The organism is Lapidilactobacillus wuchangensis (genome assembly GCF_003946645.1).
Lineage (GTDB): Bacteria > Bacillota > Bacilli > Lactobacillales > Lactobacillaceae > Lapidilactobacillus > Lapidilactobacillus wuchangensis.
On record NZ_RHOU01000004.1, the window covers coordinates 1 to 12192 of the forward strand.

Consider the following 12192-nt stretch of genomic DNA (forward strand, 5'->3'; position numbering starts at 1 on the left):
TATCCATGCCGAACACAGAAGTTAAGCTTCTTAGCGCTGAAAGTAGTTGGTGGGAGACTGCCTGCGAGGATAGGGCGTTGCCACGCTAACAAGTAAGGAATTGAGTTTAAAAACTCAGTTCCTTTTTTGTTGTCTTCAAAACGAATGACATATTCTGAATTTTGGGTCCTTTGTCAAATCGTCTTGGTGAAGATAATTTTTAGAGCCTTTCTCAACACGTCTTGCCAAACATGCCAGACCCACTATTTCTAAAGTAATCACTCAGAACGGTTGTTTTAGTTGATTAGAGCCGTTAAAATGTGAGTAGTCGCTTAGGATCAGTAGCAGTATCCGTGATTAAGACTGATTGATTAACTAACGGATTTCAATAATTGGAGGACAACCCAATGAACCAACCACCAGTAGCAATTTCAACTTATAAAATGGACCTTCTAATTGATACCTGCTTATTGACAGGCCGAATTATGATCGAAAGTGGCTCAGAAATGTATCGTGTCGAAGATACGATTAATCGAATTGCCAATAATGCTGGTGTGAAAAATAGTGTCATCTACACCACTCCAACTGGTTTATTTTTTGGGATTAAAGGCCAACCGGTTTCTGAATTGCGGCAAATCAATCAACGGACCATTAATTTGGAGAAGGTTCAACAAGTTAATACGTTATCGCGGCGCTTTGCGGCTGGTGAAATTGGACTGTGGCAATTACACTACGACTTGGAACAAATCGATCAAGAGTCGCTGTTCTTCCCGTTGTGGTTACAAACGGTAGCTGCCATAGTTGTTAGTGCGACGTTGATGATTCTTTTCTCGGGACAGTATGATTGGCGCGATTTCGTGATTACGGGCTTAATTGGTGGGTGCGGTTATCTAGCGAATTATTATATTAATATTTGGACGCGAGTTAAGTTCTTAAGCGAGTTTTTAGCGGCGTTAACGATTGGTATTCTCGGTGTGATGGCAATCAATCTGAATTGGGGCAGCAATTATAATAACATTCTGATTGGCGCCATGATGCCACTAGTTCCCGGCGTGCCATTAACAAATTCAATTCGAGACCTATTTGCTGGGCATTTACTGACTGGAACGATTCGAGCAGTTGAGGCAATTTTAACGGCTGCGGCAATAGGTACCGGTATTGGTCTGTGTTTTCGGTTCTTTTTCTAGGAGGTTGTGGTCATGAATATTTGGTTACAATTACTGATTCAAACAAGTTTCAGTTATTTGGCGACGATCGCCTTTGCAATTTGTATTAATATTCCGCGGCGGGCCCTAAATAGTTGCGGCATTTGTGGCGCAGCCGGCTGGTTAGCATACTGGCTATTGTTCAACTTAGGTATGGGGCGGATGGTGGCTAATGTTGCCGGCTCCTTGCTGTTAGGCGTCATGGGGATTGTCTTCGCGCGCCGTAAGAAAATGCCGGCGATCCTCTTTAATATTCCGGGAATCGTGCCATTAGTGCCCGGAGCCACTGCTTATCAAGCTGTCCATGAAATGGTGTTTGGCAGCGCTGATCAGGCGATTATTTATACCTTTCGTGTGGCAATGGTGGCTGGGGCCATCGCAGTCGGTTTCATGTTGACTTCACTCTTAGATGAAGTCTGGCGTCATTTCCATCAATATAACCAGCAGAACCTCTTGGATAAAAAATAACCCTGACAGCGCGACACAATTGTGCTAAAATAAAGTTATGCGATGAGTCGAGTAACCCGAAACATGGGTAAAAGAGTCGTGGCGTGTCCTCTACTTGCATGGTAGCTCACCGGATCGTGAGGCGACACGTTCATTAGGTGTTGTGGAGCAACTAATGATTGCGTTTAACGACGTACCACAGCGAAAAGGCATGTTTAATGAGTAATCATTAGATGTGCCTTTTTGCGTGCAGTCAAAAATCTAGCCAAGCCGCTTGCGCCGATGTTGTTGTTAATCAGATAATCAGCAATTTATTATTGTAACATGTTACAATGGGCCTAGAGGTGAGGACATGTTTCACAACATCGACTTAAAAACGCTGAGTGAATTAGAACTGACCGTTTATAATTATATTATTAGCCATCCGAAAACGGTTCAGAACCAAACGATTCGGGACCTGGCGAAGACAACCAATGTTTCTACGGCGACAATTAATCGCTTTTGCCAAAAATTGAATTTAACTGGGTTCCCCGAACTGAAATTTATGATTCGCGACGAACTCAATACTGAGCAGCAAACTTTTCCCACATACGACATTAGTACGCCCTTAACGGACTTCTTCACTAAAGTATCCCGTGACGAATTCGAACAACAAATTGCTAGCTGGCTACAAATGATTACGGCGGCCAAAACCTTGATTTATGTTGGTATGGGCAGTTCGGGTTACTTGGCTGAATATGGCGCCCGTTTTATGAATAATGCTGGTGGTTATGCCTTCGCCCAAACAGATCCGTTTCAGCCGCAGATTCTGCGCGATTATGATCTGAGTGATACCGTGGTGATGATCCTGTCAGTTTCTGGCGAGACCGAAAGAATGTTGATGCGCGCTGGCGAATATCAACGGCATCATGCCAAAATTATTGCGATTACTAACCGCGAGCAATCGGCCCTTAGCAAAGTTGCCGATCTAACGATTTCTTACTACATGCCGGAAACTAGTGGTCAGGCCGCTGGTAAAATGACCACGCAAATCCCAGTGGTTTATTTGCTGGAAACAATTGCCCAACGTTTTGCTGAGACCAGCCAAGATCAATAGTGTTCTCAATCACGTGTGCGCATCAAGCAGCCACTTTCAAAAATCGCCCTTTTAGCTTTTAGTTTTGACGGTGCTTTATGACATTTCTTAATAAAAACGTTGTTAAAGTATGTTATTCTAAATGTGTTGTTAAGTAATCGCTTCGATTTGTGAATTCGAAGACCATGATTTAACAATTTAAACAGTGATTAACAACAGATTAGCTAAGTTAATCTGATCAATCTAAAATTTAGAAAGAGGTTTCGTTAATGACAGGTTTACGTAAAGATTTTCTCTGGGGCGGCGCGGTTGCTGCTCATCAACTCGAAGGCGGTTGGCAAGAAGGCGGCAAGGGCATTAGTGTTGCCGATGTTATGACTGCTGGTGCGAACGGCGTGCCACGGGAAATTACTGACGGCGTTTTGCCCGGCAAGAATTATCCTAATCACGAAGCGATTGACTTCTACCATCATTATCCTGAAGATATTAAATTATTTGCTGAAATGGGCTTTAAGTGTTTCCGAACTTCGATTGCTTGGACGCGGATTTTCCCAGAAGGTGACGAAGCTGAACCTAATGAAGCTGGCTTGAAGTTCTATGATGACTTATTTGACGAATGCCATAAATATGGGATCGAACCGGTTATTACCTTATCTCACTTTGAAATTCCGTTCCATTTGGTTAAAAAATATGGTGGTTGGCGTAATCGTAAGATGATCGACTTCTTCATGAAGTTTGCCACTGCTTGCTTTGAACGTTTCTCTGGTAAAGTAAAATACTGGATGACTTTCAATGAAATTAATAACCAAACTAATTACGACAGTCCGTTTGCCTTAATGACGAACTCTGGTTTGACAGTTGAACCTGGCGAAAATATGGAACGCTTGATGTATCAAGCTAGCCATTTTGAATTGGTTGCCAGTGCCTTAGCCGTTCAAAAAGCCCATGAAATCGATCCTAACAACCAAGTTGGTTGCATGATCGCCATGGTGCCAATTTATCCATTAACAGCTAAACCTCAAGATATTATGAGCGCTGAAAAAGCTATGCAAGCGCGTTATTGGTTTGCGGATGTTCATTGCAACGGCCGTTACCCAAGCTGGTTACCAGTTCACTTCCAACATGAAAACTTCAATCTAGATATTACTGAAGCAGATTTGGACGTTTTAAAGGCTGGTACCGTTGATTATATCGGCTTCAGTTATTACATGTCTGCTTGTATCAAAGACAACGGCAACGGGCCAGAATATCACTACGACGAACAAAATGGCCAAACAACGAACCCTTACTTGGAACACTCTGACTGGGGCTGGGCCGTTGATCCTGAAGGTTTACGTTATGGGATGAACTGGTTTAACGATCGTTACAATTTACCACAATTCATCGTGGAAAATGGCTTTGGGGCGATTGATAAAGTAGCTGCTGATGGCAAAGTTCATGACAGCTACCGGATCGATTACTTACGCCGCCATATCGAACAAATGAAGCTTGCCGTTGAAATTGATGGGATCGACTTAATGGGTTACACACCATGGGGTTGTATCGACTTAGTTTCCGCTGGTACAGGTCAAATGGACAAGCGTTACGGTTTCATCTACGTTGATAAAAACGATGCTGGTGAAGGAACCATGGCCCGTTCACGTAAGGATTCATTCGACTGGTACAAACAAGTTATCGCTACTAACGGCGAAGATTTAGGCTAATAGTCAATCAGAACTGATTAGTACGCCTAATGGCTAAAGGCTAAATCTCTACAAATAACATTGAATTAACCGACATATCACGGGATCAAGTTCTTACTTGGTTCACGTGATATTTTTTTGTCGTTAATTTGGGTAAATATTCAGTCTGCTCAACTGACCTTGCAGTATAAATAATTGCTTGATATACAAGTAATATGCAATTGATGGCGCGAAAAAACAATAATTTTAAAATAAATCGAATATAAATGATAACCGTTTCCATAAATAGTCATTACTAATTCTATTATCAATCGTTACTGTAAAAAACTATTAATACGCGAATGATTAGATTATATTAACTGAATATCAGCTTGAAAGCTTGAAAAAATATTCGGTTTTTTTGATAAAAAGTAATGAAAAGTGAAATTATATTTGCTATAATCTTTTTTATGCAATATATGCAATCTGATGAATATTAATGCAGCAAATAATCAATTGCACTAGTCGGAAGAGGATAACTGGGAGGAACAAAATGACAACAAGGAAATTAGCAACGGTAGTAATAACTAGCGCGGCTGCCATTTTATTAGGAGTAGCAAGTAGCACCGCGTCAGTCCAGGCGGTAACCAATAGCCAGCAAGTGGTGCGGAACAATCAGTCAATTAAGACGGCCGTGAAGAAGTGGCCCGGAGATGTGATGGATCAAGATGAAGATAGCGAGGCCAGCTTGTCGGCAGAAAATTCTGAGTTTATCGCTGAACGGCATTTTTGGGACCCATATGATAACCTGGTGACAGTTACTGATGCTGAAGGAAATGATGTGGAGAATGAAGAAGTGACGGTGATTGGGACGGTTGATATTAATAAACCCGGGGTCTATCCAATTACTTACCAGTATGGCAAGCTCAGTGTCACAATCACAGTGACAGTCACAGAGAATACCTCCACTTTCATCGTTGCTGATCAGACAGTGATGGTTGGTGATAAGTGGGATCCTTATGATGCGATTGTTGAAGTGACTGAACCAGGCGGATTTGGTATTTCATATGATAAAATCTATGTCGTCAGTCTGTATGATTTGAATACACCCGGTGTGTATATTGTTGAATACCAGAGTGATTATCGTTTCGCCAAAATGACGCTAACCGTTTTAGCGAAGGAGTCAACTGGTGGGGATGAAGGTGGTCATACGACGAATCCTGACAAGCCTGGCAGTGATGGTGATACTGGTGCAGGGGATACCAATGAAGCCAATGGTGGTGGTGATAATTCGACCGGTGACACCAATGGCAACAGTAGCGCTGGAAATAATGCGGGCAACCAAACTGATACTAATGGTCAGTCTGGGAGTGATCAAGGAACGGCCGATGCCAATGATAATAATGGTCAACAATCAGGTAATCAGTCAGCAACTGATGCCAATCAGAATCATTCAACAGCTACTGCACCAAAGCAGCCCGCTACAGACAGTCAATCTAGCAATCAATCAGAATCAACCACAGTTACAAAAAAGGTTATTCGTCAGACAGTCACTCAGGATGCCACTAAGCAAGCAACTAATCGGGAAACATTGCCTAAAACTGGCGAAGGTCGGCAAGGTTATGGTGTGGCAGTGCTAGGATTGGGTATTTTAGCTTTAGGCAGTTTAGGCCTGATTTTTATTAATTATCGGCGCAACTAAATCCTTAATTTGTGGTGCTGACATAAGTTCTCTCAGTGAAATAAAATGATCTTTAATTGTCTAAATTTTCTCATAGGGGATTGTCGGTTCTGCTGACGACAAAAAGGGCGAACAATTCGTAAGAATTGCTCGTCCTTTTGTCATTAGTATTCATTTTACTTAGAATGGGTGAGGTTGTGGATCAGATGTTTACTTGCGGCGTGGCGTTGTGGGCAGCCAAATAATGATGACTGTTAAAAGTAAGATTAGTAGCAGAAAAACACCGCGTAAGTGGAATACCAACGTCAGGGTCAACAACAAGGCAATCATAATCGCTTTAAATATGCTATTCATGATTGCTGGCCTATTTGATCAGCGTCGCTGTTAAGACACAAGCCAAACTCAAAATCCAAAAGAGCCATTGCGGCCACTGATGGCGAAATCTTTTTTGAAAGCCGAGAATCAAAAATATCAGGCATAAGACGATTAAAACGGAAACTAAAGTTGGTTTCATGGTTAAAACTCCTCTATTTATTAACGAATTGATTTAGTTTGATTATAACTTAGGCTGGATTGTGGAGCAATTGAAGTTATGCTACGCCAAAACCCGCAGCCCCTCACACTCTGTTGAAACGTGTTCGGGGTGGTAAATGGCTAGGTACAATTTAAATATTCACACGATCGGTTGCACCGCTCATGCAAATATTTGAAATTGTACTACGCCAAAAGACCGCCACACTCTGGTTGAAACGTGTTCGGGGCGACAAATGGCTATGCCTAATTTGATAATTTGCTCGGTCGGTTGGCACCGCCCAATCAATTTATCGAAATTACGCTACGCCAAAAGACCGTCGCCCCTCACAACTTGATTGAAACGTGTTCGAGGCTGCAGCTGGCTATGAGTAACTTAATTATCTGTCCGATCGGTTGGCACCGCTCAGCCAAATAATTGAAGTTACTCTACGCCAGCTACCCGCAGCCCCTCACACTCTATAAATTAATTGCTTTTTCCTTAAGAAAGCGCTTTAATAATAATTGAACGATAACTTTTTGGAGGTCGTAATATGATTTGGGCACGGGATGTTAACACGTAGCTTATTTTATGTTCGTCAATAGTCGGGACTTCATTGATGATGACTTTAAAATCCCGAAACTTCTCAGTTTTTTTCTGTAAAAAGTGTCTAAAAAGAGTCTAATCATGATAAGATTCAGGTAGAAGTTATTTTTGACAATATAAAGGAGCGCAAACATGACAAAATTTGCAAAGTACTTTGATCATACCTTATTGAAACCTGAAGCAACTGAGGATCAAGTTCGTCAGGTGATTGCTGAAGCAAAGGAATATGATTTTGCTTCCGTATGTATTAACCCATACTGGGTTCGATTAACTGCAGAAGAATTAAAGGGTACTGATGTCACAACTTGTACCGTGATTGGTTTCCCTCTGGGTGCGACAACAACGATTTCTAAAGTTGCTGAAGCTGCTCAAGCCATCCAAGACGGCGCTGGTGAAGTTGATATGGTCATCAATATTGGCGAATTGAAAGCTGGTCATGATGAAGCCGTTCAACAAGATATTGAACATGTTGCCCACACTGCTCATGGTGGTGGCGCACTTTTGAAAGTTATTATTGAAGCTTGCTTATTAACTGACGCTGAGAAAGTTCGTGCTTGCGAATTATCAATGGCTGCCGGTGCTGATTTCGTTAAAACTTCTACTGGTTTCTCAACAGGCGGTGCCACACCTCATGATGTTAAAATCATGCGTGATACTGTAGGCGACAAATTAGGTGTGAAGGCTTCTGGCGGTGTGCACACATTAGCTGAAGCTGAAGCAGTGATTGCTGCTGGTGCTAGCCGAATTGGTGCTAGTGCATCTGTTGAAATCGTTAAGGAGGCCGAAGCAAATGGCAAAGACTGATTATCAATTTAAACGTGTATTTGGCATTGTTTTAGATTCAATTGGGATTGGCGAAGCACCAGATGCCAACAAGTTTGATGATGAAGGCGCTGATACTTTAGGTCACATTGGCGAATACTTCCAAGGTAAGTTCCAAGTGCCTAACTTAGTTAAAATCGGTTTAGGTAACATTCGTGAAGATAAGCCAATTCTCGGTGCTGAACCAATTGCCCATCCTGAAGGTCATTACGGCAAGATGTTCGAAATCTCTGCTGGTAAAGACAGTATGGATGGTCACTGGGAAATGATGGGTTTGCCTGTTACTAAACCATTAGGCTTCTTCCCCAATGGCTTCCCCGAAGAATTAATCAAAAAAATTGAAGACTTCAGCGGTCGTCATGTGATTGTTAACAAGCCATATAGTGGTACGGAAATTATCCATGATTACGGCGAAGAACAAATGAAGACTGGCGATTTGATCGTCTATACTTCAGGCGATTCAGTTTTACAAATTGCCGCTCATACTGGCATTATTCCTTTAAAGGAACTTTACAAGATTTGCGAATACGCTCGTTCAATTACGATTGACGAATATCATGTTGGTCGGATTATCGCCCGGCCATATAGTGGCCCTGACAAGGATCATTTTGTACGTTCAAGTGACCGTCATGACTACACTTTGGAACCAACTGAAGACACTGATTTAGACCGCTTGAATAAAGCTGGCTTAGATGTGTTGGCTGTTGGTAAAATCAACGACATTTTCTCAGGCCGTGGCATTTCTAAAGGTTGGCATACAACTAGCAATATGGACGGCATGGACAAAACCATCGCTGCTGCTGACGAAGATTTCACAGGCTTCTGCTTCACGAACTTAGTTGACTTTGATGCGATGTATGGTCATCGTCGTAATCCTCAAGGGGATGGCGATGCTTTGATGGCTTTTGACAAGCGGCTGGGCGAATTATTACCTAAGTTGCATGATGATGATTTATTGTTCATCACTGCTGACCACGGTAACGATCCTTGCTTCAAGGGCACTGACCATACCCGTGAATATGTACCATTGATTTGCTACTCACCATCATTTGCTCAAGGTGGCAGCTTAGGCATCCACAGTCCCTTTTCTGATTTAGGTGCGACTGTTTTGGATAACTTCAAGGTTGCTGGTAATGGTGCTGGCAAGAGTTTCTTAGCTGATTTGAAATAGGCGGAGGTTAATATGAGTACACATATTGGTGCAGCAAAAGGCGAAATCGCTGAAAAAGTTTTACTTCCTGGTGATCCCTTACGCGCAAAGTATATTGCTGAAAATTTCCTAACTGATATTCATTTGTATAACGAAATTCGTAATGCTTTTGGTTATACTGGCTTGTACAAAGGTGAAAAAGTATCGATTCAATCAAGCGGCATGGGGATTCCTTCAATTTCAATCTATGTGAATGAATTGATTCAATCTTACGATGTCCAAACCTTGATTCGTGTTGGTACTGCTGGCGGTTTAGGCGCTGATGTTAAAATCCGTGACGTGGTTTTAGGTCAAGCAGCCTCAACTGATTCTTCAATCGTGACCAATACTTTTGGCCCCGGGATCAACTTCGCCCCAGTTGCTGACTATGGTTTGTTATCACGAGCAGCACAATTAGCCGAAGCTGATAAAATCAGTTATCATGTCGGCAACGTCTTAGGTGAAGACCGTTTCTACAACGACGAAATCGATATGAAGAAGTTAATTGATTACGGTGTTCTGGCAACTGAAATGGAAACACCAGCGCTGTATTTGTTAGCTGCTAAATACAAACGTCGGGCATTGGCAATTCTGACCATCAGCAATCATTTGGTGACTGGCGAAGAAACCACTGCTGAAGAGCGGCAAACATCATTCAACGACATGATCAATTTGGCATTGCAGGTTTAATTTCACTGCTGATTATTCTTGCGAAAAATTGTGCTAAGACTTCCCCAATTGAGGAAGGTGGTTGCTGGGCGATTGTAATGGCGTGGAACGCTGTGGCCGTCGATTTGAGCTTATTGCTAGCGCAACAATCTCAAATACGAGGCTTTGACTAGCTGCTAAAGCAGCAAGACAAATTTCACAGCTGACGCCAATCGCCCAGCAACCACCTAGTTAAACTAACAGAATTGATCACCACTCTTTAGAAAAACAGATTGATGTAAACTAATGAGCCTGTTTGACAAGCTTTCTGGATAAAACCGGAGGAATGTCAAACGGGCTCTTTGATTGACTATTTAGTTATTATTGTAATTCAAATCAAGTTGATTAGTCCCGCTATAGCTGCCTTAACTACTAACCAAGATGAAGTGCACCACCTCAACTCCAGACGTAATGGAGGGCGTGGTTGTCAGCTGCCAAATTGTTCTTAGTGGCTGGGCCACTTAGAACAAGGCTTGTATTTGAGATTGTTGCAACGCAATAAGCTTAAATCAATGCCGGCCGCGTTCCACAACCAGCAAGCCCGCAATGGAGTCAGACACCAGTTTGTCCTAACACCTTCACTAAGGTTTTGAACTTTGCTGTAAATAGTCAGCGCCAACTTTTCAAATTAATCGTTAAATTAGAAAATGATGGTGAACTGAAGGGTGGATAGTTGAAAAAGTTCGTGATATCGTAGTTTAATGGATGTAGGAGGTAATATCACATGCAATTTGAAAAATTAAGTAATGGCGTTTCAATTCCAATGTTGGGATTTGGCACGTATCGCATTAAGCCAGCAGAAGTCGCTGACGCAATTTCTGAAGCCTTAGCAGCTGGCTATCGTCATTTTGACTGTGCTCATATTTATGGCAATGAGGTTGAAGTTGGCGAGGCTTTCAAGAAGTCTGCTGTTAAACGCGAAGATTTATTCGTGACCTCGAAGGTTTGGAATGCTGATCAGGGTTATGAAAGCACGTTGGCGGCTTTTGACCAGACTTTGAAAGACTTGCAGTTAGATTATTTGGACCTCTATTTGATTCATTGGCCTAATGAGGATAATTTCCAATTGACTTTGGATACTTGGCGGGCGCTTGAGAAAATTTATGCTGATGGTAAAGCAAAAGCTATTGGCGTTTCTAATTTTTCTGAAGCACAGTTAAAAGAAGTTTTCGCCATGGCAACAGTTAAGCCAATGGTCAACCAAATCGAGCGCCATCCATACAAGACACAAGTAGAATTGGCTGCTTTTGACAAGGAAAATGGGATTGTTAACGAAGGTTATTCACCAATTGGTCACGGCCACTTAATTCTTGAAGATCCCACAATCAATCAAATTGCGAAAGCTCATGGCAAAACACCAGCTCAAGTAGTTTTGCGCTGGCAAGTGGATACCGGCTTTGTGATTTTCCCTAAGTCTTCAAATAGCGCCCACGTAAAAGCAAACTTCGATATTTTCGATTTCAATTTAACGGACGCTGAAATCAAAGCAATTAATGCCTTGGATCAGGATAAACATCTTAACTACGATAAATAATTACGCCAAAGTAATGTCATATGTAAAATAGTGTCGGACCTTTTTAGGTCAGGACACTATTTTTTGTTGGCTTAGTCCAATTTTCTTTTACGCCACCGACAAATCTAGCACGCCCGTCAACTGGCGTCGTGTTGCTTCGGTGAGGTGGTGGGTGATCATGATTAGGGTTAGGTCAGGATCTTGGAGGAGGCGGGTTTCAATTTGCTGGGCGCTTTGTTCGTCAAGGCCAGCCGTCACTTCATCGAGAAAAATAATGGGTTTGCGATGAACTAGGGCGCGGGCTAAGGCAATTCGTTGGCGCTGACCGCCAGAGAGATTTTGGCCGGGCGACTGCCAATAGTCCGGCTCATGAATTAGTTAAGCAGGCTAGTCAATATCAGGAGCTGAATTTTGATTTTTTGGTTAATGCACTTTACAACGTTTTATTAGTCAATTTGGGGATTAGTCAGGAAGATTCGCGCTTTTATATAACGGCTTTGAACCGACTTGATTATGGTAGCGGTTGGATGGATGCCCAATTTATGCGACAGTTTAGCAACGCGCTTTACCAGTATTGTTATCGAAATAAAGTTGTTGCTAAGAAACGAATTGATGAACTTTTGGAAGTTTTAAAGTCACTGGAAATGACTGATTATTATCATGCGTTTAAGGACAATTTCAATGAAGTTGACCAGCAGTTTTATCAACGCTGATTTGAAAGATTGAACTTTATTGCGCATATGTTATACTAAAGATACAAAAAGAAGCGATCACAGCCATGACCGCTTCTCCCAC

At 42.1% G+C, this 12192-nt stretch carries 11 protein-coding genes and 1 rRNA gene; 11 read left to right on the forward strand and 1 reads right to left on the reverse strand.

The annotated features are described in order from the left end of the window. From rrf to EKM82_RS04565, 10 genes are all read left to right on the forward strand, one after another. Positions 1-86, forward strand: a 5S ribosomal RNA gene (gene rrf / locus EKM82_RS12000); the annotation flags it as partial. 300 nt (positions 87-386) lie between these two features. Beyond that, on the forward strand, positions 387-1166 hold the full coding sequence (locus EKM82_RS04525) for a threonine/serine exporter family protein (RefSeq protein WP_125767128.1): 780 nt from the start codon (positions 387-389) through the stop codon (positions 1164-1166). A gap of 12 nt (positions 1167-1178) precedes the next feature. Next, positions 1179-1652, forward strand: coding sequence for a threonine/serine exporter family protein (locus EKM82_RS04530; RefSeq protein WP_125767129.1), 474 nt, complete (start codon positions 1179-1181; stop codon positions 1650-1652). A 331-nt stretch (positions 1653-1983) separates the two neighbouring features. Beyond that, positions 1984-2727, forward strand: a complete 744-nt coding sequence (locus EKM82_RS04535) for a MurR/RpiR family transcriptional regulator (protein ID WP_125767130.1) — start codon at positions 1984-1986, stop codon at positions 2725-2727. A gap of 248 nt (positions 2728-2975) precedes the next feature. Further along, positions 2976-4409: a 6-phospho-beta-glucosidase gene (locus EKM82_RS04540; protein WP_125767131.1), complete on the forward strand. Its 1434-nt coding sequence runs from the start codon at positions 2976-2978 to the stop codon at positions 4407-4409. A 511-nt stretch (positions 4410-4920) separates the two neighbouring features. Continuing rightward, positions 4921-6069, forward strand: coding sequence for a bacterial Ig-like domain-containing protein (locus EKM82_RS04545; protein WP_164508107.1), 1149 nt, complete (start codon positions 4921-4923; stop codon positions 6067-6069). 1228 nt (positions 6070-7297) lie between these two features. Then, entirely contained in the window at positions 7298-7969 is a 672-nt protein-coding gene (gene deoC, locus EKM82_RS04550; RefSeq protein WP_125767133.1) for a deoxyribose-phosphate aldolase, read from the forward strand. Beyond that, positions 7956-9158 (forward strand): phosphopentomutase, encoded by a 1203-nt coding sequence (locus EKM82_RS04555; protein WP_125767134.1) that lies wholly within the window; start codon positions 7956-7958, stop codon positions 9156-9158. Before deoC ends, EKM82_RS04555 begins: the two co-directional genes overlap by 14 nt. A gap of 12 nt (positions 9159-9170) precedes the next feature. Beyond that, on the forward strand, positions 9171-9866 hold the full coding sequence (gene deoD / locus EKM82_RS04560; RefSeq protein WP_125767135.1) for a purine-nucleoside phosphorylase: 696 nt from the start codon (positions 9171-9173) through the stop codon (positions 9864-9866). A gap of 742 nt (positions 9867-10608) precedes the next feature. After that, on the forward strand, positions 10609-11418 hold the full coding sequence (locus tag EKM82_RS04565) for an aldo/keto reductase (protein WP_125767136.1): 810 nt from the start codon (positions 10609-10611) through the stop codon (positions 11416-11418). A gap of 87 nt (positions 11419-11505) precedes the next feature. Here the strand turns inward: EKM82_RS04565 and EKM82_RS04570 are convergent, their stop codons facing one another. Continuing rightward, on the reverse strand, positions 11506-11772 hold the full coding sequence (locus tag EKM82_RS04570) for an ATP-binding cassette domain-containing protein (protein ID WP_125767264.1): 267 nt from the start codon (positions 11770-11772) through the stop codon (positions 11506-11508). 44 nt (positions 11773-11816) lie between these two features. Between EKM82_RS04570 and EKM82_RS04575 the strand changes: the two genes are divergently transcribed. Next, positions 11817-12110, forward strand: a complete 294-nt coding sequence (locus tag EKM82_RS04575) for a hypothetical protein (RefSeq protein WP_125767137.1) — start codon at positions 11817-11819, stop codon at positions 12108-12110. Positions 12111-12192 lie beyond the last annotated feature (82 nt).

Excerpts from the sequence above, each read along its gene's own strand:
- EKM82_RS04525 (WP_125767128.1), top strand. The coding sequence starts at position 387 with ATGAACCAACCACCAGTAGCAATTTCAACTTATAAAATGGACCTTCTA.
- EKM82_RS04530 (WP_125767129.1), top strand. The coding sequence starts at position 1,179 with ATGAATATTTGGTTACAATTACTGATTCAAACAAGTTTCAGTTATTTG.
- EKM82_RS04535 (WP_125767130.1), top strand. The coding sequence starts at position 1,984 with ATGTTTCACAACATCGACTTAAAAACGCTGAGTGAATTAGAACTGACC.
- EKM82_RS04540 (WP_125767131.1), top strand. The coding sequence starts at position 2,976 with ATGACAGGTTTACGTAAAGATTTTCTCTGGGGCGGCGCGGTTGCTGCT.
- EKM82_RS04545 (WP_164508107.1), top strand. The coding sequence starts at position 4,921 with ATGACAACAAGGAAATTAGCAACGGTAGTAATAACTAGCGCGGCTGCC.
- deoC (WP_125767133.1), top strand. The coding sequence starts at position 7,298 with ATGACAAAATTTGCAAAGTACTTTGATCATACCTTATTGAAACCTGAA.
- EKM82_RS04555 (WP_125767134.1), top strand. The coding sequence starts at position 7,956 with ATGGCAAAGACTGATTATCAATTTAAACGTGTATTTGGCATTGTTTTA.
- deoD (WP_125767135.1), top strand. The coding sequence starts at position 9,171 with ATGAGTACACATATTGGTGCAGCAAAAGGCGAAATCGCTGAAAAAGTT.
- EKM82_RS04565 (WP_125767136.1), top strand. The coding sequence starts at position 10,609 with ATGCAATTTGAAAAATTAAGTAATGGCGTTTCAATTCCAATGTTGGGA.